Annotated in this window: 23 protein-coding genes; 18 read left to right on the top strand and 5 right to left on the bottom strand. The window is 33.2% G+C overall.

Annotation, left to right across the window (positions count from 1 at the left end):
* Nucleotides 1–54 precede the first annotated feature (54 nt).
* From AAFU52_RS17055 to AAFU52_RS17045, 3 genes are all read left to right on the top strand, one after another.
* Nucleotides 55–1,524: a M28 family peptidase gene (locus AAFU52_RS17055; RefSeq protein WP_438422785.1), complete on the top strand. Its 1,470-nt coding sequence runs from the start codon at nucleotides 55–57 to the stop codon at nucleotides 1,522–1,524.
* Between the two features lie 266 nt (nucleotides 1,525–1,790).
* Nucleotides 1,791–2,153 (top strand): hypothetical protein, encoded by a 363-nt coding sequence (locus tag AAFU52_RS17050; RefSeq protein ID WP_024770915.1) that lies wholly within the window; start codon nucleotides 1,791–1,793, stop codon nucleotides 2,151–2,153.
* Nucleotides 2,154–2,343: 190 nt separating this feature from the next.
* Nucleotides 2,344–3,819, top strand: coding sequence for an SLC13 family permease (locus AAFU52_RS17045; protein WP_438422784.1), 1,476 nt, complete (start codon nucleotides 2,344–2,346; stop codon nucleotides 3,817–3,819).
* A gap of 7 nt (nucleotides 3,820–3,826) precedes the next feature.
* Here AAFU52_RS17045 and AAFU52_RS17040 read toward each other — a convergent pair whose 3' ends face one another.
* Entirely contained in the window at nucleotides 3,827–4,063 is a 237-nt protein-coding gene (locus AAFU52_RS17040; protein ID WP_024770913.1) for a hypothetical protein, read from the bottom strand.
* Between the two features lie 115 nt (nucleotides 4,064–4,178).
* Between AAFU52_RS17040 and AAFU52_RS17035 the strand changes: the two genes are divergently transcribed.
* Genes AAFU52_RS17035 through AAFU52_RS17025 form a run of 3 tightly spaced genes read left to right on the top strand, consistent with a single transcriptional unit; the run spans nucleotide 4,179 to nucleotide 10,160 of the window.
* Nucleotides 4,179–4,952 (top strand): MBL fold metallo-hydrolase, encoded by a 774-nt coding sequence (locus AAFU52_RS17035; RefSeq protein WP_438422783.1) that lies wholly within the window; start codon nucleotides 4,179–4,181, stop codon nucleotides 4,950–4,952.
* Nucleotides 4,953–4,971: 19 nt separating this feature from the next.
* The gene (locus AAFU52_RS17030) at nucleotides 4,972–8,190 is read left to right on the top strand and encodes a WD40/YVTN/BNR-like repeat-containing protein (protein ID WP_438422782.1); all 3,219 of its coding nucleotides are present in this window, start codon (nucleotides 4,972–4,974) and stop codon (nucleotides 8,188–8,190) included.
* A gap of 20 nt (nucleotides 8,191–8,210) precedes the next feature.
* Nucleotides 8,211–10,160, top strand: a complete 1,950-nt coding sequence (locus AAFU52_RS17025) for an alpha/beta fold hydrolase (protein WP_438422780.1) — start codon at nucleotides 8,211–8,213, stop codon at nucleotides 10,158–10,160.
* A 91-nt stretch (nucleotides 10,161–10,251) separates the two neighbouring features.
* Here the strand turns inward: AAFU52_RS17025 and AAFU52_RS17020 are convergent, their stop codons facing one another.
* The 3 genes from AAFU52_RS17020 to AAFU52_RS17010 form a co-directional block, all read right to left on the bottom strand.
* Nucleotides 10,252–12,348 carry a carbohydrate-binding protein gene (locus AAFU52_RS17020; protein WP_438422779.1) on the bottom strand — a complete coding sequence of 699 codons (2,097 nt, stop codon included), beginning with the start codon at nucleotides 12,346–12,348 and terminating at the stop codon, nucleotides 10,252–10,254.
* Nucleotides 12,349–12,547: 199 nt separating this feature from the next.
* Complete coding sequence (locus AAFU52_RS17015; RefSeq protein WP_438422777.1) at nucleotides 12,548–13,384, bottom strand: DUF5694 domain-containing protein; 837 nt, start codon at nucleotides 13,382–13,384, stop codon at nucleotides 12,548–12,550.
* A gap of 184 nt (nucleotides 13,385–13,568) precedes the next feature.
* Nucleotides 13,569–14,858: a hypothetical protein gene (locus AAFU52_RS17010; protein ID WP_438422776.1), complete on the bottom strand. Its 1,290-nt coding sequence runs from the start codon at nucleotides 14,856–14,858 to the stop codon at nucleotides 13,569–13,571.
* Nucleotides 14,859–15,120: 262 nt separating this feature from the next.
* Between AAFU52_RS17010 and AAFU52_RS17005 the strand changes: the two genes are divergently transcribed.
* The 12 genes from AAFU52_RS17005 to AAFU52_RS16950 all read left to right on the top strand — a co-directional run bounded on the left by AAFU52_RS17005 (nucleotide 15,121) and on the right by AAFU52_RS16950 (nucleotide 23,814).
* Nucleotides 15,121–16,104, top strand: coding sequence for a sensor histidine kinase (locus AAFU52_RS17005; protein WP_438422775.1), 984 nt, complete (start codon nucleotides 15,121–15,123; stop codon nucleotides 16,102–16,104).
* Nucleotides 16,101–16,814 (top strand): LytR/AlgR family response regulator transcription factor, encoded by a 714-nt coding sequence (locus AAFU52_RS17000; protein WP_438422774.1) that lies wholly within the window; start codon nucleotides 16,101–16,103, stop codon nucleotides 16,812–16,814. The genes AAFU52_RS17005 and AAFU52_RS17000 overlap by 4 nt, the downstream gene beginning before the upstream one ends.
* Before the next feature lie 133 nt (nucleotides 16,815–16,947).
* Complete coding sequence (locus AAFU52_RS16995; RefSeq protein ID WP_438422773.1) at nucleotides 16,948–17,526, top strand: cysteine hydrolase family protein; 579 nt, start codon at nucleotides 16,948–16,950, stop codon at nucleotides 17,524–17,526.
* A 195-nt stretch (nucleotides 17,527–17,721) separates the two neighbouring features.
* Entirely contained in the window at nucleotides 17,722–18,282 is a 561-nt protein-coding gene (locus tag AAFU52_RS16990) for a Crp/Fnr family transcriptional regulator (protein ID WP_024770903.1), read from the top strand.
* A 77-nt stretch (nucleotides 18,283–18,359) separates the two neighbouring features.
* On the top strand, nucleotides 18,360–19,001 hold the full coding sequence (locus tag AAFU52_RS16985) for a hypothetical protein (RefSeq protein ID WP_438422772.1): 642 nt from the start codon (nucleotides 18,360–18,362) through the stop codon (nucleotides 18,999–19,001).
* Complete coding sequence (locus AAFU52_RS16980) at nucleotides 18,998–19,546, top strand: AAA family ATPase (protein WP_024770901.1); 549 nt, start codon at nucleotides 18,998–19,000, stop codon at nucleotides 19,544–19,546. Before AAFU52_RS16985 ends, AAFU52_RS16980 begins: the two co-directional genes overlap by 4 nt.
* A gap of 74 nt (nucleotides 19,547–19,620) precedes the next feature.
* On the top strand, nucleotides 19,621–20,346 hold the full coding sequence (locus tag AAFU52_RS16975; RefSeq protein ID WP_024770900.1) for a DUF2071 domain-containing protein: 726 nt from the start codon (nucleotides 19,621–19,623) through the stop codon (nucleotides 20,344–20,346).
* Between the two features lie 36 nt (nucleotides 20,347–20,382).
* A complete protein-coding gene (locus tag AAFU52_RS16970) occupies nucleotides 20,383–20,817 on the top strand; it encodes a cbb3-type cytochrome c oxidase subunit I (RefSeq protein WP_024770899.1) in 435 nt (144 codons plus the stop codon).
* A 72-nt stretch (nucleotides 20,818–20,889) separates the two neighbouring features.
* Nucleotides 20,890–21,291: a hypothetical protein gene (locus tag AAFU52_RS16965; RefSeq protein ID WP_024770898.1), complete on the top strand. Its 402-nt coding sequence runs from the start codon at nucleotides 20,890–20,892 to the stop codon at nucleotides 21,289–21,291.
* A 342-nt stretch (nucleotides 21,292–21,633) separates the two neighbouring features.
* Nucleotides 21,634–22,581 (top strand): GTP-binding protein, encoded by a 948-nt coding sequence (locus tag AAFU52_RS16960; RefSeq protein ID WP_438422770.1) that lies wholly within the window; start codon nucleotides 21,634–21,636, stop codon nucleotides 22,579–22,581.
* A 56-nt stretch (nucleotides 22,582–22,637) separates the two neighbouring features.
* Nucleotides 22,638–23,186 (top strand): molybdopterin adenylyltransferase, encoded by a 549-nt coding sequence (mog, locus tag AAFU52_RS16955; RefSeq protein ID WP_438422769.1) that lies wholly within the window; start codon nucleotides 22,638–22,640, stop codon nucleotides 23,184–23,186.
* A 133-nt stretch (nucleotides 23,187–23,319) separates the two neighbouring features.
* Nucleotides 23,320–23,814, top strand: coding sequence for a hypothetical protein (locus tag AAFU52_RS16950; RefSeq protein ID WP_024770896.1), 495 nt, complete (start codon nucleotides 23,320–23,322; stop codon nucleotides 23,812–23,814).
* 243 nt (nucleotides 23,815–24,057) lie between these two features.
* On the opposite strand, the gene AAFU52_RS16945 is transcribed toward AAFU52_RS16950, so the two are convergent.
* Entirely contained in the window at nucleotides 24,058–25,494 is a 1,437-nt protein-coding gene (locus AAFU52_RS16945) for a serine hydrolase domain-containing protein (protein ID WP_438422768.1), read from the bottom strand.
* Nucleotides 25,495–25,525 lie beyond the last annotated feature (31 nt).

Genomic DNA, 25,525 nt, shown 5'->3' with positions numbered 1-25,525 from the left:
TTTAGTTACATGCTATACCATTAATTTGATCACACAATTATATCATTCTCACTCATGAAAAAATCTATTGTACTCACGTTACTTTTTCTTTTTACAATCTCAATTTCGGCACAGGATGATGCTGAAAAAGTAAAATCTACTGTTTCTAAAAGTGAAATCGAAGGGCATATTTATTTTCTGGCTTCAGATGAACTAAAAGGTAGACAAACCGGAAGTCCCGAAAACAAAATTGCTGCGCAATATCTGGCAAATATGTTACGAGGGTATGGGGTAAAACCAATTCCTGAGACAACTAGTTATTTTCAAAATGTAGAACTGGAGAAAACATCTGGAGCTACAAAGACAGAATTTAAAACAGGAGCTTTAGTGCTTAATAAAATAGCTACAGTAACATCTGGAAATGCCAATTATAAAGGAAAAGCTATTTTCTTAAATCACGGCCTCGAAGAAGATTATAATACTATTGATGTAAAAGGGAAATATGTAATTGTTAGTATAGGAACTAAAGACAATAAAAATATCAGACCTGCCTTTTCTAAATCTAAAGAAAAAAATGAGCTCGCTAAACAAAAAGGTGCTATTGGTATTATAGAGGTTGCTAATTTTGATGACCCTACATGGATGAGATTAGATCATTATCTCAATGGTGAAAAAATGATTGTTGCTGATCAAAATAAAGATTCTGACAGCTTTTCGCATACATGGATAAATGACCAAAATGAAGATATCAGTAAACTCTTTGTAAAGAATAAGGAGATTGATATTGAATTCACTGTTGAAGGAATTAAAAAAAGTGCTGTTGCCTCACAAAACGTAGTTGGTTATGTAGAAGGTACTGATCCCAAACTTAAAAATGAATATATCATTTATTCTGCTCACTACGATCACGTGGGTATTGGTAAGGCTGTTGAAAATGATTCGATTTACAATGGAGCCAGAGATAATGCTGTAGGTACTGTTACTGTACTTTCTGCTGCAGAAAACATTGCAAAATATCCAACCAAAAGATCAGCGCTCTTTATTCTATTTACTGGAGAAGAAAAAGGTCTTTTAGGAAGTAGTTGGTATGTAAATCACCCGGTAATTCCTTTACATCAAATGGTATATTGCTTTAATAGTGATAATGGAGGCTATAATGATACAACACTGGCAACTATTATTGGTTTAAGCAGAACAACCGCACAAAAAGATATTGAAGATGCTGCTACCAAATTTGGACTAAAAGCCATTGATGATCCCGCTCCCGAGCAAGGGTTATTTGACCGATCCGATAATGTAAACTTTGCCGCAAAAGGAATTCCTGCACCTACTTTTAGTATGGGATTCACTGCTTTTGACGAAGAAATCACAAAATATTACCACCAGGTTACCGATAATCCTGACACCTTAGATTATGATTATTTATTGAAGTTTTTTCAGTCTTATGTTTTAGCGTGTAGAAACATAGCTAATAATGCTACAACTCCTTTTTGGGTAGAAGGAGATAAATACTATGAAGCTGGTAAAAAACTATATAAGAAATAAGAATAAAGTAATTACCATATAAAACACTATGGTATATTTAGTTATTTGATAATAAAATGAGGTGAAAACTTAGAATTTTAAGAGAATTTACCATTTTTTTAACATAATAATATCATAAAAAGGAGATTTAAGTGCTAATTTTACAATACCCCCTTTTAAGATAATTGTTAAAGCACTATAACAAATACATATGACAATAAACGTAAACCCAATGTAATTGCATATTATTCAGTGATGTAGTATGTAGTTCACAAAATCGTTAGATTATGAAAAATTACATACCCCTTCTATTCCTGTTTTTCTCATTTTTAATATTTCCTAATAATAGTATTGAAGCGTATTCATACGAAATTACTATTGATCAAAGTCAAACCCCTCGTGATCGTAAACTTTCTACGGAAGAAGTAAAAGAAAGAGGTCTTGATCTTTTGGCGAATCAAATTGTCGAAAATATTGATGAAATTGATTTACGCAAAACAGCAAGATCTGCGATTTTTGAAACATCTTATGGTTTTAGATGGAAAATGGTTAATTTACATACCGGTAAAGTAATCATTGTAAAAGTTGATAAAAACTTTCATCTTATTTCTGCACGAAATAGAGACAAATCAAAGGTTATGATACCTTAACAAAAAACAGATAACAAATAAATATTTTTTCTTTCTACCATTTCTTTTATTGGACACATTGAAACTACTTCAAGTATTACCTAATACTCTTGAAGCAATATTTCTGCGCTTTGGGGTAACTATTTAATTCTTTTATCTATACTTTTATCAATCATTTACTAAACTTATGATTTCTTAATAACGCCATCGTATGAATGTAAGTATTAAAAAAATAGGAGCCATATCCGGCCCTGCAATTTTTTTTCTTGTATTATTTTTTTTTCATCCCGATGGTTTAAGTAAAGAAGCCAATGCTATATTGGCTAGTACATTATGGGTTGCTATATGGTGGATTACAGAAGCTATTCCTATTGCAGCCACTTCGCTATTGCCCATTATTTTATTTCCGTTATCTGGTGGTTTGGATATCAAAACGACAACTGCAGCATTCGGTAATCATAATATTTTCCTATATGCTGGTGGGTTTATATTAGCCATTGGAATTGAAAGATGGAATTTACATAAACGTATCGCGTTAAGCATTATAAATGTTATTGGCACTAATGTTAAAACGATGATTCTTGGTTTCATGATTGCTACGGCATTTTTATCTATGTGGATTTCTAACACCGCAACATCTGTAATGATGTTACCTATTGGTATTGCTATAATCACTCAACTTACCGATAATCCAAATACTATCGAAGATGAAAATAAAATCTTCGGAAAAGCATTAATGCTTGCCATAGCATATAGCGCATCTATAGGAGGTGTTGCCTCACTTATTGGAACTCCTACTAATCTTATTCTAGCAGGAATTGTTAAAGAAATCTATGGTTTCGAAATAACGTTTACTAATTGGATTGTCATAGGTTTGCCCATTTCTGTAGTGATGTTGTTTATCTGTTGGCGTTATTTGGTTCAAATAGCTTTTTCTTTTAAACAAAAAGAATTTCCGGGAGGGAAAAATGAGGTAAAAAGACAATTAAAAGAATTAGGTAAAATATCTTTTGAAGAAAAACTGGTACTTGCAGTATTTATATTCACCGCTTTTGCCTGGATTACAAGGTCCTTTTTATTACAACCTATTTTTTCGGCTATAGATGATACTATAATTGCTATTACTGCAGCATTACTTCTTTTTCTTCTACCCAGTCGGGAAAAAGGAAAACCATTAATGAACTGGACATCTGCGGTAAAATTACCATGGGGTGTACTTTTACTTTTTGGCGGTGGTCTTGCTTTGGCTTCGGGTTTTAAAGAATCGGGATTAGCACTGTGGATAGGTACGCAAATGACATTACTACAAGGAGTTTATTTGATTACTCTTTTAGCCTTTATCGTTACTGCTGTAAATTTCTTAACCGAAATCACATCAAATGTTGCCACTACGTCAATGTTATTGCCTGTTTTAGCGTCATTGGCGCTATCACTTGATGTACATCCTTTTATTCTCATGGTAGGTGCAACAATCGCGGCATCATGTGCATTTATGCTTCCGGTAGCTACTCCGCCTAACGCAGTAGTATTTGGCTCGGGTTATTTAACCATTCCTGATATGATGAAAAAAGGATTTTGGCTAAATATCATATCCATTATCCTAATTATAGTAATCACTTACTATCTGCTCCCCTACTTCTGGGATTTTGATCCTTCATCTTTTCCACAGGAATTTAAAAAAGTATAATTGCAATCTATTTTATAAGCATCTTTTTTATAGTCTCATAATCCTCCATGTATTCCCAGTATATAATTCTATCGTACGCATATTTTATTAAAATAAACTTTTCGCTAATCGATAGAATTCGACTAACCGCTACTATTTTTTTTGAAGCCTCTTCTACTTCTACTTCTTCTGTAACTTCTCGATTTCGAACATCAAAGCCGTGAAGGATTGTATGATTCTTAAGTGTAAGCTCTATAAATTTCATTATAAATATGATTTTTAATCTCTCAAATTTACCTCATTTTACCTTAACACGCCTTTAAGACTTTAGCGTATTCATTTTATTTACTTTAGGCTTTTCAAAGTCAATCTATTAGAGCGTGTTAAAAATACTCTTCCTTATCATCAGTCTTCTTTACAGTATTTCTGGTATTTCGCAAGAAAATATAACACTTACCTATACAGGTAATATGGGTATTCTTATATCTGATGATCAATCTTCTGTACTAATTGATGGTTTGCATACAAAATATGGAGACGATTATCTATTTCCTTCGGGGGAGGTGGTACATAAAATCAATACCAAGTTTAAACCTAATGCAATTTTATTTACCCATTATCATGGGGATCATTTTAGTGCTTCATTATCCCGAGAATATTTAGACTTAAACAAAAAAGCTGTCCTTTTAGGAGCCAATCAAATCACTAAGAATTTCTCTAAGTTTAAAAATCGAGTATTTACAATTGCAACAAAAGACTATACAAAACAAACTATAGATATTGGTAAGGTTAAGATTACTGGAGTTAAAATAAATCATGCTGGCAAGAGGCATGTAGCTGTAGAAAATGTAGGTTACATAATCCATATCAACAACAAGAAGTTTCTTCATGTAGGAGATACCAGCTGGCTCGAAGAAATTGATTTATTTAATGAATTACAACTACGTGATGAAAATATCGACATTGCTATCCTTCCATATTGGATGCTTATGCAGGATGATGCTTTAATATTGATCAAAAAATATATCAACCCGAAAAAGGTAATTGCTACCCATATTTCACCAAAAATAAAAAAGAAAGAACTTTTAGATTTAAAAAACAGATATCCCGAGATACATTTTCTCACAACATTAGAACAACAAATACAACTATAATTAATTCACAGCCAAAAAAATGAAAAAACAAATATTTTTACTTTTACTACTAGGTGTGATTTCTACGTTATCCGCTCAGAAATTCACCATGGATCTTATTAAAGATAATACTCCGCGTAATATAGGTCCTGGAGGAATGAGTGGTCGTGTTACTGCTATAGATGTGGTAACTACTAATCCTGATATTATATATGCGGGTACCGCTTCTGGTGGACTCTGGAAATCTACTTCTGGAGGAATCAAATGGGCTCCCATTTTTAATAAAGAAGCAACTGCTTCTATTGGGGCCGTTGCAATCCAACAATCAAATCCATCAGTAATCTGGGTAGGCACAGGAGAAGGAAATCCTAGAAATAGTCTTAATGGCGGATATGGTATCTATAGATCTCTGGATGGCGGTAAAAACTGGAAACTTATGGGGCTAGAGAAAACCCGTCACATACATAAGGTGATCATAGATCCTACTAATCCAGATATTGTTTATGTTGCAGCAATCGGATCTCCCTGGGGTGAACATCCTGAAAGAGGAGTTTTTAAAACTACCGATGGAGGCGCTACCTGGACCAAAATCCTATTCAATAATAATAAAACCGGAGCTGCAGATCTAGTCATGGATCCTACAAATCCGAACAAATTGATAGTTGCCATGTGGGAACATAAACGTGATCCATGGTTTTTTAATTCGGGAGGAGAAGGTTCTGGTCTTTATATTACTCATGATGGAGGAAAAAATTGGGAAGAACGTACTGATAAAGATGGGCTTCCAAAAGGTAATTTAGGTAGAATAGGATTAGCAATAGCTGCTAATAAGCCTAATATTGTTTATGCATTGGTTGAGGCCAAAAAGAATGCGCTATACAAATCTACAGATGGAGGATTTAAATGGGAAAAAATTAATGATAAAAAAGATATCGGTAATCGCCCTTTTTATTACTCTGATATATTTGTAGACCCGCAAAATGAGAATAGAGTATATTCTGTATTTACCTATGTAAATGTTTCTGAAGATGGTGGTAAAAACTTTACTCAATTAATGCCTGCTTATGGTGTTGATAATGGTGTACACCCAGATCATCATGCATGGTGGATTCATCCTAATGATGGTAGTTATATGATTGATGGTAATGATGGCGGACTAAACATCACGCGAGATGGAGGTAAATCATGGCGTTTTATAGGAAATCTTCCTGTCGCACAATTTTATCATATTAATGTGGATAATGAATTCCCCTATAATGTATATGGAGGTATGCAGGATAATGGTAGCTGGAGAGGCCCTGCTTATGTATGGAAAGCCCAAGGAATCAGAAACTCATACTGGCAGGAAATATCATTTGGTGATGGATTCGATGTTGTACCGGATAAAGATGACTCACGATATGGATGGACCATGAGTCAGCAAGGATATGTAAGCCGATATGATTGGATGACGGGTAACAACTATACTGTACGCCCTACTCACCCGGATCCAAAAGTAAAATTACGTTTTAACTGGAATGCTGCAATCAATATTGATCCATTTGATAATAATACAATCTATTTCGGAAGTCAGTTTGTACACAAGAGTACAGATAAAGGACTTACCTGGAAAGTGATATCTCCTGATCTTTCGACAAACAATCCCGAGAAGTTAAAACAAGCAGAAAGCGGTGGATTAACGATGGACGCTACAGGTGCAGAAAATCATTGTACAGTTTTGGTTGTTGAACCTTCGCCACTAGAGCAAAATATGCTTTGGGCAAGTACCGATGACGGTCGAGTACATATCACTCAAAACGGAGGAACAAATTGGACCGATGTATCTAATAATATAAAAGAATTGCCAAAAGGAAGTTGGATTGTGCAAATCAAAGCCTCAAACAAAAAGAAAGGAGAAGCACTTTTGGTAGCTAATGACTATAGAAGGTTTAACTATACTCCGTATGTATTTAGAACTATGGATTACGGTAAAACATGGAAACGCATTGTTGACGGGGGTGATGTAAAAAGCTATGCCCTTAGTATCGTTGAAGATCCTATAGAAAAAAACCTATTATTTCTAGGTACAGATGATGGGTTATACATCTCTCTTAATGCAGGAAACAGTTGGACAAAATGGACCAAAGGTTTTCCTACGGTATCTGTAAAGGATTTGGTTATACAGCCTAGAGAACATGATCTGGTCATTGGTACTTTTGGTAGAGCTGCCTGGGTATTAGATGATATACGACCATTAAGAGCATTAGCAAAAAACAGTGCCATTTTAAGTCAAAAACTACAGATTTTCGAACCTCCGATAGCATACCAAGCTGCTTACCAACAACCTACTGGTAGTCGTTTTGGAGGAGATGCCCTATATAATGGTGAGAATCGCGACTATGGAGCTCTTATTTCATATTACATTAAAGTAGAAGAAAAGAAAAAAGAAGAACTAAACAAAGAAGAGGATAAAAAAGAAGGTGATGATGAGGCTGATCCTGAGAAAGAAGAAGCCAAGGTGAAATGGGATTCTATTCATCTCAAAATTTATGACGGAGATCGTTTGATTAGAACCTTAAAAGAAAAAACTCCAGATTCTACAGGGTTTCATAAAACAAAATGGTTTATGGATGAAAAAGGAGTAAGTCGACCTTCACGAAAAATCCAAAAGCAAGATAGAGAACCTGGTGGTGTTGGTGTAAAACCAGGGAAATATAAACTGGTATTAGAATATGGAGATCAAAAATCTGAAACTATGATCGAGGTCAAATCTGATCCCAGATTGCAAATATCTCAGAAGAATATCAATGAAATTTATGCAGCTTCAAAAAACATGGAAAAAATGAGGCAATCAGCAGCAGATGCTGTAAAACAATTGGTAGAGAGTAAAGATATAGCTTCAAAATACCAGAAAGAGCTTAACAAATTAGATAAAAAGAAATATAAGGATCAGATTAAATTATCTAAAGACATTTCTAAAAAAATCGATAGTGTAATTGCTATCTATCTTGGTAAGGAAGATAAACGTCAAGGAATCACTCGTAATCCAGAAGTAACTGTGATGCAACGTATGGGTACAGCTGGATGGTATACAGGTAGTCGTCAAAACGGATTAACTTCGACAGAGAATACCTTAATAAAACAAGCTAAAGATGCATTACAAGATGCACTGGTAAAGACTAATGAATTCTTTATAAACGATTGGAAACCTTATCGTGAAGCCATTGAAAAATTAGAAGCCTCTCCTTTTAAGGAAATAAAGAGTTTTAATTTAGAATAATAACAACAAATCAAATACTCATGAAAAAACTACTCACACTTAGTATGGGTTTGCTCCTCTTCTATTCTTGTAAGCAAGAAAAAAAAGAAGAAATAGCTCAGCCTATTAAAATCGACCAGTATTCCATAGAACAATTTATGGATAACGAAAATGCAATTTCAAATGGATTTTCTGCAGATAAGTCCAAGGTGCTTATGACTAGCAACCGTTCAGGGATTTATAATATGTATACTGTTGCTACCGATGGTGGCGAACTTATGCCTGTAACCAAATCTGATAGTGCTTCGGTTTTTGGGATATCTTATTTTCCCGAGGATGATAGAATCTTATTCAGAATGGATGGTAATGGTGATGAAATTCATAAAATCTTTATCAAAGACAGCTCTGGTATCAAACGCCTGACTCCCGAAAAGAATGTAAGAGCCTCATTTAGAGGATGGGCCAAAGATGGTAAAAGTTTCTTTTATGGTACTAACGAACGAGATCCAAAATATATGGATCACTATGAGATGGATATTGCTGATTTTACATCTAAGTTGATTTATCAAAATACCGATGGGATGGATTTTGGCGGAATGTCTGAAGATAGAAAGTATATAGCACTATCTAAGTCTATCAATACTAATGATAATGATCTTTATCTATTGAATACCGAAACCAAAGAAAAAGTTAAGATTAATGATAACTTAAGTGGAAACTCACCAGAGGATTTTTCTCCAGATGGTAAATCATTCTATTATACTACCGATGATAATGCAGAATTTAGTTACCTAATGAAGTATAATCTTGAAGATGGTAGTAAAGAAAAGGTTTTAGAAAAAAACTGGGATATTTCTGGTTTTTATTTTACCCGAAACGGAAAATACCAGGTAATGTTTACCAATGAAGATGCTAAGACGGTTATGGAGGTAAAAGAAGTAGCCACAGGTACTATTGTTGATTTCCCTTCTATTGAAAATCAACAAATTAATAGGGCACGTTTTTCGAGAGATGAATCTATGGCTTTACTTAGCGTTGGAGGGTCAAATACGCCTACCAATTCATACTCTTATGATCTTGCAACCAAAAAATACCATAAGCTAACAGATGTTTTAAATAAAGATATCAATGCAGATCATCTTGTTACTTCAGAAGTAGTTCGTTTTAAATCTTTTGATGGGTTAGATATTCCTGCTATATATTATAAACCCAAACAAGCTACTGTAGATCATAAAGTTCCTGCACTGGTATGGGTTCATGGTGGTCCCGGAGGGCAATCCAGACAAGGGTTTAGTTCTGTAATTCAATACCTGGTAAATCATGGATATGCTGTACTGGCTGTAAACAACAGAGGAAGTAGTGGATATGGAAAAACCTTTTACAAAATGGATGATCAAAATCATGGAGATAAAGATCTAAAGGATTGTGTTGCTGGAAAAGACTGGCTGGCAAAACAAGATATCGTAGACGCTGATAAAATAGGAATCATTGGTGGCTCTTATGGAGGATATATGACTATGGCAGCACTCACCTATACTCCAGAAGAGTTTAAGGTTGGAGTAAATATTTTTGGAGTTACAAACTGGTTAAGAACGCTAAAAAGTATTCCGCCATGGTGGGAGTCTTTTAAAGAAGCGTTGTATACAGAAATGGGAGATCCAAATACTGCTGATTCTGTTCGTTTACAACAAATTTCTCCTCTTTTTCATACCGAAAAAGTCACAAAACCATTGATTGTACTTCAAGGAGCCAAAGATCCCAGAGTTTTAAAAGTAGAATCCGATGAAATTGTAGAAGGAGTTAAGAAAAGTGGTGTTCCTGTAGAATATGTATTATTTGAAGATGAAGGACATGGATTTGTAAAAAAAGAAAATCAAATCGAAGCCTATGGTAGAATTTTGAAATTCTTAGATAAATATTTAAAAAGTGCAGGTACCGAAATGATTAATGACGGTAAAACTGAATCTACTAAGATTGATTCGGAGTCCTAAAAAAAGATTTTAAATTTTCCATAGAAAAATAAAAAAGGCTGCCCATATGGGCAGCCTTTAATTAGGGTCAATTTTTATTATTATTTATAAATTATTTTACAAAAATCTTTTGAGTAAGCGTTCTACTACTAGTAGTAACTTGTACAAAATAGATACCGGTAGATAACTTACTAATATCTACTGTTTTTCTCACTACATTTCCTCCCGGAGGTGTTTTAAGATTTATGACCTCTAATGTTCTTCCGTTCATATCTTTGATACTGATTTGAGAAGAAGAAGATTTCGCATTACTAATTTCTAGGTTTAAAAGATCTTTTGCTGGATTAGGGAATGCCTTAAATTGCAACCCTCCTGCTGGTCCATCTCCTTTGAAAGCAGTACCAAATGCTCCTCCACAGGTGCCTAAATTAGTCCATCCTGTAGCAGTTCTTTCATACAAAGATCCGTTATACGTTACACGGTCACCCACATTATATACAGTACCAGAAGAATATGGTGCTACTCCTGCACATGGATCAGTTGTTGTAGTACATGGTCCTAAATTAGTCCATCCTGTAGCTGTTCTTTCATACAAAGATCCATTATAAGTTACTCTATCTCCTACATTATAAACTGTACCAGAAGACCAAGGTGCTACACCATCACAGTTACCGCCACCACTACTACAATTTCCTGAAGAATTATAGGTCGTTTGACCACAAGCAATAGTAAAGTTATCTACTACATCTCCCGAAGCTTTTTTGGCTTGCCATGCGCTTCCTATAGTAGTATTTGCATTATACGAGCCTCCTGCATTGGCAGATCCCTGTAAAGAATTGTTCTGGAAATACTCTAAAGTACAATCTGTATTATTAGTAAATGTAACAGCTGCTGCATCTCCTGTATTACATCCGCCACCGTCACAAGTCTGTAAACAACTTGATCCAGCGATATAATTACGGATCACATTAGCGGGTTGCGAACCAAATCCTTTGTTGAAATTTACTCCAACACTAGTATTAGGGCAATAGCTCATAATGGTTCCTCCTCCCGAAGGGTTTCCTGGTATCGAGCAACTTCCTTCTGTAAAACCTGCACAACCATCTATTGCGGTATTATTACCATTCCATACACATGCATGTGTATGTCGTGATCCTACATTATGTCCTGTCTCATGAGATATTAAGAATACATCAAAAGAATAGGTAGGTATATTTTGATAGCTACCTTTGATACCAGAAACTGCAGCTTTTCTTGATGAGTTACACAGTGTTCCGATTCCTCCTGCTAGTCCGCCTCCAAAACTATAATTCACCATATGTGCTAAATCTCCATTAATACCGTTTTGATTTTTATAGCTGATATAGCTATCAAGACTATTGTTGGTAAATGGTTGATTAGAAGTCCAAGCTTTGGTACCCGATAATTTAATAGATATCTGATCATTGGCATATAGCGCAGCTACTTGATTAAATACAGCTTCGATATAATTAGAAGCTGCCTGAGCTCCTCCCTTATCATTTACAATATCTGTACATATATCAAAGAATATTTTTACACACTTTGCAGCGGCTTTACTTTGTGGGTTATCAGCCAATTCTTCAATAGTGTATCCTCCTTTTTCTATATCATCTTCTACCTGGCAAGAATAATCATATAAATAACTAATTTCCTTATCCTTATAGAGGATATGACTCTTACTATTATTTACAGGTCCTACTACCATATTACCGTCCTGACCATCGATACTAATAAAACCAGATACTTTATCTTCATAAAAACTAATAGCCACCAGAGAGTTAGTCTGGCCTTTTACTACACCTCTGTAGTGTGCTATGTTATCACGAGAAAGCACCTTACCCGAAGGCATATCTATAGCCGAGAAATCGTCTGTTCTAATGCTCACTTTAACAAGGTCTAGTGACATTGCTGATTTCTGCCCCGGAATACTTAAGTTCATCGTACTCGGGAAATTGCCTTGTAAAGACTTCATTTTACTTTGATCTAAAGAAAGTAACACATAATCCTTAAGTTCTTTCGGAATTTGTAAATTACTTTTTTTAGTAATTGCGGTAAAAAGTTCGGTGTTTTCAAAATTTGAGCCCGAGGACTTTTGCTGGGCTACTAGTTCACTGGGTATTTGTGGTTGAGTTTGCGCAAAGCTCATTACCGTAAAAAAGGCAATGGCGATTGTTAATATACGTTTCATTTTTTTGGTTTTAAGATTTGAATCTTTAATTGATAATGGCTGACCCCGAACCACTATTATAAAAACTCAAAACAGTTTGTGTATCATAAAGTTACAAACTTAACACGTACCCAAAAAGGTTACTAAGCATTATTTGCAAATTGTACTAATTATTATAATTTATACCTTCTTTGTGTATGGTAAACCCTTTGCAAGCATGTTATTTTTTGTGGTGTAGTAATTTATTGACATCATAATACTCCCAATCTGCTCTATCTTTAATAAGATCAACCAGAATATCTTTATGCCCCGCACCATAAATGACCAAAACTCTATCTGTTGGTTCAACAATTCTGTTAAGATTAGTGAAGATCTTTAAATTTCTATAATACCATTTTGAAACCACATCGGTACCTATATAATTGCCCTCCTTACCAAAAGAGACCAGATGCTTCAGATAAAACGTTTGATTGTAATTTTTATCAAATTCATCAGAATTGGCAAACTTTATAATATCTAAAACAGAACCTTCGGATATGGATTTCATATCATTTTGCATACTACTAATCAACTCTTTAAACTCTGCTAATTGTACATCTTGATTATTTTGTTTTGCGTAAGCATAAACAGAGTCTGTATCAAATTCTGTATGTGCATCTATGGGATATAGTTTATCATGCCCCATTTGTTTTGCCAAAGGGTAAGATACCTGAACAGTTTCGCCAGACATCCTCCATTTATCTTCTTCGTTCATTTCTTTTTCTAGCACATCATTTAGATAATTAGTATAATATGTCTGGCTCCACAAGGTGTCACCCAATGTTGCTTCGATAGCAATTTTGGTTGGTTTAAACCTGACCACTAAATCAATGAGTTGTTTTAATTCTGCTTGTCTTTTATTAGAATGTATATTCCCAACATCCATATTTACTTCATCTGCTCCCGGGTTATGTAAATGTATCATACCCAAAATACTAATAACTGGTTTTTGATCCTGAGCTTTACAGGATAAACATATAGTGAATACAGTACTTAAAATTAAAATGAGGTTACGCATAATTGTATTATTTTAAAATTATTGAATAGATGTGTTGTAACCAGAGTTCGACATAATAAAATAACTATTCTCTATAGTCCTGCTCAGCTTGCCAAAGTACAATCTTCCAGCCTGTACTGAGCTATATCGAAGTATCAGATCACTCGAATTGACGTCATTTCCTTACATCGAACTTTGGTTTGTATTAATTTTTATTTGGTGTAACCCTTTTATCCAAGGGTAGGATGAGTTGATAATCATATCCATCAATCAGGCTCTTAATCTTATGATAATCACCATTTACGGGTAAAGCTATTCGTCTTTCCTGGATATCTCTACGTATTGCTTCTAGATCAATGATGGTCCATTGATCCCGTTTTGCAAGGGTCATAAAATCTCGAAGACGTTTATAGTAAGAAGCGTATTTTTCTAAGTAATCTTGTTCTTCTCCTTTTTCGTTACTATAATAACGGTGCCATGTATTTATGATAGTAGCTTTTCTGCCTTGCTCTTTAGCAAGTTGAGTAACTAAATCTCCCAGGTCATAACAACCATTAGTTAAAATTTTTGAGGCATGTAGATTTCCAAATTTTAGAAACACTTTAGGATTTAATTCTGTTTGTAATGCTTCTTTATAATTCGTTAAAAAGTTATTACGCATATAGCTTATTCGATCTGCATGTGAATCTTCTCGCCAACGCGTATAAATATCCCAGCTAATTTCTAAATCTTCAACTATCTTTTTGGTATTTTCGTTTCCACGAAAGTGGCTTAAATACTGCTGTACAACAGGCTCTTTTTGGATTTCGTCAAAAAGCCTAATTTTAGAATCTGGTATATTATCTTTTACATACCAGGAGGCAATTATTTTTGATGCTTGTTCTTTTTCTGATTTGATGGTTTCATAGTCTGGACTATCGGTAACAAAAGTGAGTAGCTCATCCATAAAAAATAATGTAGACGAGTAGTATTCTTGATCAAGTCCCCAGATATTCATATCACGTTCTCGGATAGCCTGAAGGAAATAGGCATCCTCAAGACCATCAAAGAAAGGAATCGGAATCTCATGATCTTCTTCGAGAGCATATTGTGTAGTAAACTGTTTGAGATTCTCTACTGTCGTTGATGGTGGCGTACTAAGTGCTACCAGTTTTTTTGCCGAGTAAGGGCCTACTTCAAAAGCAGTGTGATTAAATCCTGCTTTATGTAACATGGGGATGAGTCTTGTAATCAATTGCGAAGTGGCTTTTGAGCCATGGCGTTCACCAAACATCACAAACTGTGATTTAGAAATAATACGTTCCAGCATTGCACGGCCTTCTCCAACAATAGCCGTATCTGTAATTGTAAAATATCTAGTTTTTGTGGCGATATACGATGCATCTATAATAGGTGCCGGATTCGTTTTCTCAACTTTGACCGCAACACTATCCATGGGTTTCTCTTTACAAGAAAAGAATAGGACTATGATACTAAGTGTGATAAATGATTTCATTATTATTCGATTTTAAAACAAATTAAAACGATACCGGTATAACAAATAGCAGATTTACACCTATCCCGATATTTACCGGACAAAAGGCAGATAAAAGAACTATTTGATATTTGGTTGTACAGTTTACCGAGTTTGTATAAAGAAAAAGAGCATTGTAACCAGAAACGTATAAATTGAATATTCAAAATACTATTTTTGAATTATGATCGTATTCAAATACCGTTGGAGATATCACATACTGCTTGGCATATTAATTATTATAATGGATTTATATGGAGATTATATCTACAAGCAAAAAAGTAGTTGGGCAGAATATTTTGATTACCCTATATACTTGTTTGGAATAACAATGTATATCACTTTCTTTAGTATTTATGTGATTAATTATAAGGTATTATGCCCACTGATGCTTTCGCGAAAGCGTATTATGCAATATATCATTGGTGTAATCATATTGGTGTTTTTATTTGCAGGTATCCGTTATCTTCTTGAAGAAGTACTACTATATTCTATTACTGGGTTGCATAATTATGGAGATAACTTTCGCCATTTTGGGTACTATGTATTTGATAACTCATACTATGCTTCAAAATGCTTGTTGTTTAGTACCGCCATATATCTTTTCTTTCGATTTGTAGATCATAAAGAAGCGATTCATCAATTAAAAATTGAAAATAAAAAAGCAGAGTTAAGCTTGCTTAAATCACAATTAGGACCGCATTTCCTTTTTAATACACTTAACAGTTTTTACTCAGAATTACTTATAGAGAGTCAGCCTAAAATCGCGGCAGACATTCATAGGCTTTCGGATTTGTTACGATTTGTGACTTATGAAACCCAACAGGATAAAATACTACTAAAAAAGGATCTTAAGTTTATTGCCGATTATATTTACTTTTTTCAAAAACGTTATGAGGATAATCTAGCAGTAGACTACCAGGTAAATGGAAGTGTTACAAATCAGGAGGTGCCCGCCATGCTATTGATTCATTTTATAGAAAATGTGTTTAAACATGGGATCGTTAATGACAAATCTGCTAAGGCAAATATTACAATAACCATCCTTCCAAATGCTATTGAAATCAGCACTAAAAACAAAATTTCTACTTCAGAAAAGTATGTAGAGCAAGGAGTAGGATATTCAAGTATCCAAAAAAGGTTAACCGCTCTTTTTAAAAATGATTTCATACTATACCATAAAGAAGAAAAACCTTATTTTGAGGCTTATTTAAAAATACCACTATGAATACATCATCATTACGTTGTCTTATTGTAGATGATGAACCGCCAGCAATACGTTTGTTAGAAAATTATGTAGGAAAAATATCGTTTTTAGAACATATCGCCAGTACTACAAAAGCTCTGGAAGCTCTAAAGTATATCGAAAACGATGCTATTGATTTAGTTTTTTTGGATATTCAGATGCCGGATTTATCCGGTATTCAATTATCAAAAATCATCAAAGATAAAGTACAGATTATTTTTACTACAGCGTATCCACAATTTGCTATAGAAGGATATGATCTAAATGCCGTGGATTATTTATTAAAACCTTTTGAATTCGATCGTTTTTACCAAGCTGTTCTTAAGGTAAAGCAAAAAGAAGAGTTCTCTCCTAATAATGTATCTACAAAAGAATACGTATTTATAAAAACCGATGGTAAAAACAATTATGAAAAAGTATATCTAAATGATATCTTATACATAGAAGGCCTAAAAAATTATGTAGCTATTCATTTATCGAATAATCAAATTATTACATATAGTACCTTAAAACATATAGAAAGCACTCTGCCTTCTACTACCTTTATTAAGGTTCATAAATCATATATTGTTTCAATCAATCACATTATCAAGACAGATTCTTTACATGTTCATATTCACAATAAGACATTACCCATAAGTGATACGTATCGTAAACCTTTTTTTGAAATGATTAGTAAAAGAAAATTATAATCTAATCATTCTTAACCCATAAAATTTATCTTTGTAAATACCGTAGTATAACTCTAAAAAAACAAGGCATACCTATACTATTTAGGGTAAAACAGAGATATCTTTTTTAGAAAGCACACGTAATAAATTAACTATGAAACTATCAAAAAGTGGTAACCCGGCATTATTATTAATAGATATTCAAAAAGGTTTTGAAAACATAGCACATTGGGGTGGAGAACGTAACAATCCTGATGCAGAAACCAATATGGAGAAGCTCCTGGTATTTTGGAGAGCACATCATCTTCCTGTATTTCATATCAAACACTGTTCTACTTCCCCAGCTTCTCCCCTGGCTAAAGGTAATATAGGTAATGAATTTATGGATTTTAATACTCCGCTACCACATGAATCCGTTATCGAAAAAGATGTGAATAGTGCTTTTATAGGGACCAATCTTAAAGAACAATTAGAACAAAAAAACATAGACACTCTGGTTATTATAGGATTAACCACAGATCATTGTGTATCTACTACGACCAGAATGGCTGGTAATTTTGGATTTAAGACCTATTTGATAGAAGATGCTGTTGCCACTTTTAATAAAGTAGGTGCTAATGGTCAAAACTACGATGCGCAATTAATCCATGATACTGCAATAGCAAGTCTAAAAGATGAATTTGCTACAATTTTATCGACACAAAAACTTTTAGATCAAGTATCTCATACTTAGATCAAAATTGTATCTAAACTTGATCTTGAAAATAAGCATGCCACTAGTAATCTGATCAGCAGATACAGAAAAGGTTTAAGCCATAAAAGATTTATTAATTTAGCTACTCTTATAAAGGAAATGTAATTACTATGGTAACTATTTTTAGTTATTACCTGTAATTTAAAAAATCAACTTCGAGAAATAATTGAACTAATGGATGAATCAATTTTGGAACTTCTTAAAAAAGCTGGAGAATTTTCAGAAAAAGAATCTTCACTTCTCAGGCAAGAGCTTCAATATAGGAAACTTGAAAAAGATAGTTTTTTATTAAAAAAAGGCGATACTTGTTCATCAGTTTACTTTGTGATTTCTGGTAGTCTTTATCAATATAATACTGACTCAAACCTCGATAAAAATTTTATTGACCTTTACATTTCTAATGATTGGGTAATAAGCCATAAAAGTTTTACTTCCAGAACACCATCAAAGTATTCGATTCAAGCATTCGAAGACAGTTCTGTCTATGAACTTTCAATAGAATCAATGCACAAATTAATTGGATTATCACAAAGCTTTCTTCAAATGGGTAAAATATTAGAAGAGTCCACATCACGAATCGATTTTTTTGATAACAACAATACGCCTGATGAAAAATATAATCATCTGCTTAAAAGTAAACCTAAGCTTATTCATAAGTTCCCACAAAAAATAATAGCATCTTACTTAAAAATTACACCAGAAACGTTAAGTAGAGTAAGAAAAAGAATTAAGTGATTTATTTCTTGATTTCAATCAAGTGATAATTTTCTTTGAACCTTTGATATTTGTTTTTCATACTAAATATCAATTCAATGAAAAATCATTTTTACAAGAGTACTGGCATCTCACTTATTTCTGGAGCACTACTAATTATTATAACAATGGTGTTACATCCAAGTGGTGGTGGTATTGAGCATATTATTAAAATTTCTAAAACAATTATGATTGCTCATTCATTAGCTATATTTAGTTTACCTATTATTTTATTTGGTTTTTACGGACTTACAATTTGTATTTTAGATAAATGGAGACTTTCTATTCTGGCATTTATCATCATCTCATTTGGACTAATTGCTGCAATGCTTGCAGCTTTATTTAACGGGCTCGTTTTACCCTATTTCCTAAATCAATATTCAAATAGATTAGATGACAATTTGGAAATGTTGAAGCCAATTACCAACTTCAGTTTTTCGATTAATATTCCGCTAGATTACATCTTCATTATCGCTTGCTGTATTGCAATACTTATATATTCCGTTATAGTATTAATTGAAGATAAATTGCCGAAATGGATTGGGTTTTTGGGTGTTTTCATTACACTCTTCGCAATCATTGGAGGATTAACGGGATTTGTATTTACGAGTCTAACAGGCTTTAGAATTTTCACTTTTAGTATTGCTGCTTGGGTTTTATCTAGCGGTCTACATTTAATAAAACACAAACCTAACAAATGAAATTATTAATATTCGGAGCATCAGGTTCTGGGACAACAACTTTGGGAAAAGAGGTTGAAAGAAGGTCAAATTTTAAGCATTTGGATGTTGACGATTATTACTGGAAAAAAACAAAATTACTTTTTCAAGAAAAAATACCCTTAACCGAACGGAATAAAAAACTAAAAGCAGATTTTAACAAATTTGAGAATGTAATCGTAAGTGGCTCAATGGTAAGTTGGGGAAAAGAATGGGAGATAGCATTTGATTTAGCGGTTTTTATCCGATTGGAAAACAAAGAGAGAATGAAGCGACTAAAAAAACGAGAAACCGAACGCTACGGAGACAAGCTTTTAACAGACGAAAAAATTCAGAGAAATTCAAATGCATTCTTAGAATGGGCAAACCAATATGAAAACTCCAGTTTTAACGGAAGAACATTAAAAATTCACAATAATTGGATTAAATTGCTAGACTGTAAAGTTTTGAGAATAAACGGAGAAGTTGAATTGAAGTACAATGTGGAAAAAGTATTAACTGAAATAAAACTACTAGCAACAACGTAGAAAAAGTTAATGACTTGATAACATTTTGCTCTGCTACGACACATATATTAAACATTAGTAATGATTACCAAAAGATGAAAATACCGAAAATAAAAGGAATAATTGACAGACGAATTCTTATCAACTATCAAGTTGACAAAGAAGTTTTGGAAAACTATTTACCAAAACCATTTAAACCTAAGCTAGTTAATGGAAAAGGTATTGCTGGAATATGTTTAATAAGACTAAAAGAAATTAGACCTAAAGGATTACCAAAACAAATCGGAATTTCTTCTGAAAACGGAGCTCACAGAATTGCGGTTGAATGGACAGAAAACGGGGTATTAAAAGAAGGTGTATATATTCCAAGAAGAGATACCTCTTCGAAACTAAACTCTTTGGCAGGAGGAACTATCTTTCCTGGAATTCATCACATTGCAGAATTTACTGTTAGTGAATCCGACGGAAATTATAATGTGGCGTTTATTAGTGATGACAAAACCTCTTTATCAATTGTAGCAGGAGAAACTAACAACTGGAATAAAGAAAGTGTATTTGAAAACCTGAAATGTGTTTCTGATTTTTTCGAGAATGGTTCAATTGGATATTCTCCAGATAAAAATGACTTTGACGGATTAGAACTCAAAGCATATAACTGGGAAGTATCTCTATTAGATGTAAAAGAGGTTCGATCGAGTTTTTTTGAGAATGAAAACATTTTCCCAAAAGGTTCTGTGAAATTTGATAATGCACTTTTGATGAAGGATATTGAACACGAATGGATTGGCTTGAAAAAAATAAAAACCACTAACAAAACATAATCTGCTATATATTAATCCTAAGCCGTAAGTTAAGAAATGAACCAACTATTTAAAAAACCACATCTGATTTTTTTACTTACAATTCCGATAATAATGTTAATTGGATTTTTGAGTAGAGGCGCAGTATTGGATATAAATATTCACGATACTTATTATATAATTGACTATTTTTATTTAGCTACGCTGATTTCTATTCTTTTTGGAATAATAGGACTTGGATATTGGATAATGCAAAAAGTTAATAGAAAACTTTCAAAATGGCTGAATTGGGCTCACATTGTACTCACTTTTGGCGGAGTCATATTAGTGCCTATTTTGAATCAACTTTATCGGAAAGAAATAATAGAATATAAATTCAATAATAATCTCACTTTAGTCATAACAGTAATAATACTTCTCATGATTTTAGGGCAACTCATTTTTCCGATTAATATAATTTATGGACTAATAAAGAATCGTAAAAACCAGTAGCTAACAATAGCTATGATACATTTAAACACACACAACCTTTTCTTAAAAAAGGAATCTATATAAAAAACGAAAATGGGAAAATACTTTTTACTATCAATTTTTGGAGTATTGCTTTTAAGCTGTTCAAATGATGATGATTCCCAGAAGATTGAATTTATCGGAAAAACTTTTGACTATCTTTTTTTTGAAACCGAACAAGAATGTATAGATGCGCAAACTGACCCTAATTTTTTTATAAACTGTCATCAAGAACTAAGTTTTATTGATACTGAAAATGTAGAAATAGTGTTTACCGACATAAAATATTCTTCTAATTATAAAATCGAGAATAATAAAGTAGTGATATACTCATCATCAAACACATTGGGGTTTCAAAATAATATTGTTTTTGAAATCCTAAACAACTCTTCTCTAAAACTCGTAGACAATAATACAATATGGAAACTACGGACAGGAAATTCTATATGGGATTAGAAAAATGTATGCTATCATAGCAGCTGAGTGATATTAGAACCTAGCATTTAACATAGTAATCCTGATAGCGCGGATTTGTAATCCGTGAAACATGCCAAAATATCAAAACAGACCTGATAGCGCGGATTTGTAATCCGTGAAACATGCCAAAATATCAAAACAGTCACTTATATGTGATTGTTTTTTGTTAAAATACATTCATAATAACTAGTTATAGATACGATTGTTTTAAATTTATTTTGAAATTTTAAAAGCACGGATTTAAGGTGCAAATCCACACTATCGGGTAGAAATATTTGTGTGGTGTATACGAAAAATAGTAAAAACACGTACTGAAAAGATATGGAAGTTATTATTACAGTTGTTGGTTTTTTGGGAGCAGGAAAAACCACATTATTAAAACACTTGATGATCGGCTATATTGACAAAGGTTGGAAACCTTTTATTATTCTTAATGATTATGAAAATGCAAATCTTGATGCCCAACAATTTATCGAGCAAATAGAATCTAAACAAGTCAGGGCACTTAGTGGCAGTTGTATTTGTTGTAGTGGCATAAATGAACTTAGAGATTTTGTCAATAGAATTCCTAAGCGAACTAATGGAATAACGCTTATTGAAGCTAACGGTACTTCTGATGCCTGTTCACTCATGAGCTTTCTTGGAGTTGGTCTCAACGACCGGTTTCTACCACCTGTTCAAATATCGGTTGTTGACGTTAAAAATTGGCAAAAAAGAGGAGAACATAATGAACTTGAAGCAAATCAGATTCAGGTATCTTCTTTGATTGTATTAACACATATTGAAAATATACCATTAGACAGGTTAACCTTTGTAGTTAAAGAACTACATAAACTCAACCCATTAGCAGAAATTATAAACATGGATAAAATTGATGTTTCACTTATTCCTAAACTCTCCCCATCTAAAAACAATCCTCAAAAGTTTGAACACCTTAAAACTCATTGGTCTTCCTGCTCTACTGATCTACCAAGTTTACCGAATTCAAATTGCATTTATGATATTTGTAATGCACTTCCAAAAAGTATCCTACGTGTAAAAGGCTGTACTCAAATTGGAAATGAAGAAGAGTATACTTATTTTGAACGAACTCCAAATGGTGAAGTACTTATTAGACCGTTTAATGGAGTACCAATAACAGGATCAAAACTTCTAACTATAGGCCCTGGGAGTGAACCTAAACTACTTGAAAAAGCAATCAAAATGAGCCTATTACAACAGAATAAAAATGAATTTAAACACGCTACAACAAAGTATAAACCCTATTAAAACAGGGTTTATACTTTAAGCCAATAATTATAAACAAAGAAGCTTATATTAAAGATATGTTAAAAATTAAAATAGGAATTATAACAGTTAGCGATAGAGCTAGCGCTGGGGTTTATGAAGATGAGAGTGGAAAAGCAATCATAGATACTCTAAATGAATATTTGAATTCTGAATGGACAGATTTACACGAAATTATTCCAGATGAACAAGATTTGATAGAAAAAACAATCATTGATATGGTTGATAATCAAAATTGCTGTTTAGTAATTACGACAGGAGGTACAGGTCCTTCTAAAAGAGATGTGACACCAGAAGCTACTGAAGCCGTATGTGATCGCATGATGCCTGGGTTTGGAGAGCTTATGAGATCAGAATCATTAAAATATGTACCTACTGCTATCCTCTCAAGACAAACTGCCGGCCTAAGAAAATCAAGTTTAATAGTTAATCTTCCTGGAAAACCAAAATCGATAAGAGAGTGTTTGAGTGCCGTTTTTCCAGCTATTCCATATTGTATAGATTTAATGGATGGACCATTTTTAGAATGTAATGAAGATATTATAAAGCCATTTAGACCAAAGAATAAGATAAAAGCCAACAGCTAACACTATGTAAATGCAATGCCTTTTTAGTGTTTTGAGGAAAGATTATGACAACAGACATAAGTGTGTATGGATAATAAATATGATGAAGTGATTCAAAAGTTGACAAAATAAACTGAAGTTAAACCTAAAAAAAATGTCAAAGTATTTACTTAATTGCTTTTTACTTGTATTGCCCTTATTTATATGGAATATAGCTCTTTATAAATATTTACCCAAAGGCTATACATCTAAAAATATTTGGGATGATATTCCATTTTGGCTAAATATAACTGAAAATATTCTAAGAATAATTGTCTTCCTCCTCCCACTATTAATGATACTTTCTTTTCAAACTAAAACTCAAAAAATAGGGTTAGTAGTTTACTTAGGTGCTCTTCTAATTTATTTTTTATCTTGGATTTTACAGATTTACTTTAGTGATAGTTTATGGAGTAGAAGTTTAATAGGATTTATGGCTCCTGCATATACAACCATCTTTATTTTTATTGGAATTGCAATGATTGGTATACAATCAATTATCCCTATTCCAAGGATAAGTTTGATTTATATTTTAGCATCTATACTTTTTGCTTCAATTCATACGTACCATTCATATTTAGCATACATGAATCTACAACAGCATATTTAGAGATTGATTAAATAAGAAGAAAACCTAACAATGCCCCCCGATGGTGTGGATTTGCACCTTAAATCCTGATAGCTCGGATTTGTAATCCGTGAAATATAAGTAATATCAAAACAGTCACTTATAATGTGACTGTTTTTTTGTTATCGTAAATTATTAATAATTGTTCAGACCCGAAAAATGAAATTTTATTATATCTACAGAATACAAAGCAACAATGCCAGATGTTGGTTATTAGATTATATTTTATCGTATCCCTTCTATTCTTAATTTTCCTTTAGCATTAGGAATAACATCAAATAGAATCTGTTCTACCTCATTGTTGGTTTCAACACCAAGAATTACTTCATTTTCTTTTACCATGATTTGTACGATCTTTCCTCCTTTAAGATCTTCATGTAATTGTTTAAACATTGCTATATGTTTCTCTATAGAAAAAGAATTTTTAAAAGTAGGTGTCATTCTATTTTCTATAAAAGATTTCCAGGCATTTTGGTCATTTTGATTCATTGTCTTCATAAATTCATCTACTAATTGATCTGCCATTTCTCCGATTATTGTTCCCTTTGATTGTTCACTAACAATAGGGTTGAAATCAGGTTTTAAAAGTATCCCTGCTACCTGAGAAGCAATATTTTCGAATTTACGTTGTACTGCATTAGTCATTATAATAATGGTAATATCTTCTTCGAGATAGCGCCACATATCGGCAAAGAAAATCCCATTACCTCCATTATGAGCAATTAATTCTGTATTGCGAGGTGTAGGAAAAATAGCCCATCCATACCCGTAATATGATCCAGCTCCTTCTCCTTCTTCAATATGTTTGTCGTAGTACTTGGATTTTGCTGTAGCATCCAAAATTTTATCTCCTAACAATGCCTGGTGCCATTTATACATATCTTGTGTAGTGGATAGTACTCCCCCATTTCCTTTTAAGTGCCAATACGGCCCATCAACATCCCATTTTTTATCTGTAGGTTTTCCCCAATATTTATTTTTACGATATCCAACTGCTATATCTTTAAATGAAGGCTTTTTATATCCGGTATGGTCCATCCCAGAAGGTTTCCACAAGTGTTTCATTAAATACTCTTCGTAAGATGTTCCCGAAACTTTCTCAATAACAATTCCTAAGAAACTATACCCCACATTAGAGTATATAAACTTGGTTCCTGGCTTAAATAGTAATTTTCTTTTAAAAGCTTCTTCAATAAATTCTTGAGTAGAAATACGTTCATAATCATCTCCTATTCCTGATTGAAATCCAGAAGAATGTGTAAGTAACTGGTGTAATGTGATATCTTTTTTATCAACGGGTATATTAGAGATATATTTAGAGAGTTTGTCTTCTACAGATAACTTTCCCTGCATTTCTAATTTTAAAATAGCAGCACCCGTAAATTGTTTGGTAATCGAACCTATATCGAAAACAGTTTCTGAAGTGCTTTTGATTTTGTTTTCGCGATTAGAATATCCATATCCCTTTTCCAACAGGACTTTTCCCTTTTGGGCTACCAAAACACTTCCAGAAAACCCTGATTTTTCTAGTTCATTTAGATAATCTGATAATTTCTCTTTATTGGTTACGGTGTCACTACTAACTACTTGTGCTACTGTTGGTTCTTGTTTACAAGATAGTAGAAGGCATATTAGTCCTATTATTTTAAATACATGTTTCATCTGTTCTTTTTTAATGGTTTTGAGAAACAAT

Origin of the sequence: Aquimarina macrocephali (genome assembly GCF_051627225.1) — a bacterium.
GTDB classification, from domain to species: Bacteria; Bacteroidota; Bacteroidia; order Flavobacteriales; family Flavobacteriaceae; genus Aquimarina; species Aquimarina macrocephali.
Note: the sequence above shows the minus strand (reverse complement) of the source record. Positions and strands in the feature narration are given on the sequence as shown.

Bases quoted from the DNA above. Each gene is read 5' to 3' on its own strand.
- AAFU52_RS17055 (WP_438422785.1), top strand. From the start codon at position 55: ATGAAAAAATCTATTGTACTCACGTTACTTTTTCTTTTTACAATCTCA.
- AAFU52_RS17050 (WP_024770915.1), top strand. From the start codon at position 1,791: ATGAAAAATTACATACCCCTTCTATTCCTGTTTTTCTCATTTTTAATA.
- AAFU52_RS17045 (WP_438422784.1), top strand. From the start codon at position 2,344: ATGAATGTAAGTATTAAAAAAATAGGAGCCATATCCGGCCCTGCAATT.
- AAFU52_RS17040 (WP_024770913.1), bottom strand. From the start codon at position 4,063: ATGAAATTTATAGAGCTTACACTTAAGAATCATACAATCCTTCACGGC.
- AAFU52_RS17030 (WP_438422782.1), top strand. From the start codon at position 4,972: ATGAAAAAACAAATATTTTTACTTTTACTACTAGGTGTGATTTCTACG.
- AAFU52_RS17025 (WP_438422780.1), top strand. From the start codon at position 8,211: ATGAAAAAACTACTCACACTTAGTATGGGTTTGCTCCTCTTCTATTCT.
- AAFU52_RS17020 (WP_438422779.1), bottom strand. From the start codon at position 12,348: ATGAAACGTATATTAACAATCGCCATTGCCTTTTTTACGGTAATGAGC.
- AAFU52_RS17015 (WP_438422777.1), bottom strand. From the start codon at position 13,384: ATGCGTAACCTCATTTTAATTTTAAGTACTGTATTCACTATATGTTTA.
- AAFU52_RS17010 (WP_438422776.1), bottom strand. From the start codon at position 14,858: ATGAAATCATTTATCACACTTAGTATCATAGTCCTATTCTTTTCTTGT.
- AAFU52_RS17005 (WP_438422775.1), top strand. From the start codon at position 15,121: ATGGATTTATATGGAGATTATATCTACAAGCAAAAAAGTAGTTGGGCA.
- AAFU52_RS17000 (WP_438422774.1), top strand. From the start codon at position 16,101: ATGAATACATCATCATTACGTTGTCTTATTGTAGATGATGAACCGCCA.
- AAFU52_RS16995 (WP_438422773.1), top strand. From the start codon at position 16,948: ATGAAACTATCAAAAAGTGGTAACCCGGCATTATTATTAATAGATATT.
- AAFU52_RS16990 (WP_024770903.1), top strand. From the start codon at position 17,722: ATGGATGAATCAATTTTGGAACTTCTTAAAAAAGCTGGAGAATTTTCA.
- AAFU52_RS16985 (WP_438422772.1), top strand. From the start codon at position 18,360: ATGAAAAATCATTTTTACAAGAGTACTGGCATCTCACTTATTTCTGGA.
- AAFU52_RS16980 (WP_024770901.1), top strand. From the start codon at position 18,998: ATGAAATTATTAATATTCGGAGCATCAGGTTCTGGGACAACAACTTTG.
- AAFU52_RS16975 (WP_024770900.1), top strand. From the start codon at position 19,621: ATGAAAATACCGAAAATAAAAGGAATAATTGACAGACGAATTCTTATC.
- AAFU52_RS16970 (WP_024770899.1), top strand. From the start codon at position 20,383: ATGAACCAACTATTTAAAAAACCACATCTGATTTTTTTACTTACAATT.
- AAFU52_RS16965 (WP_024770898.1), top strand. From the start codon at position 20,890: ATGGGAAAATACTTTTTACTATCAATTTTTGGAGTATTGCTTTTAAGC.
- AAFU52_RS16960 (WP_438422770.1), top strand. From the start codon at position 21,634: ATGGAAGTTATTATTACAGTTGTTGGTTTTTTGGGAGCAGGAAAAACC.
- mog (WP_438422769.1), top strand. From the start codon at position 22,638: ATGTTAAAAATTAAAATAGGAATTATAACAGTTAGCGATAGAGCTAGC.
- AAFU52_RS16950 (WP_024770896.1), top strand. From the start codon at position 23,320: ATGTCAAAGTATTTACTTAATTGCTTTTTACTTGTATTGCCCTTATTT.
- AAFU52_RS16945 (WP_438422768.1), bottom strand. From the start codon at position 25,494: ATGAAACATGTATTTAAAATAATAGGACTAATATGCCTTCTACTATCT.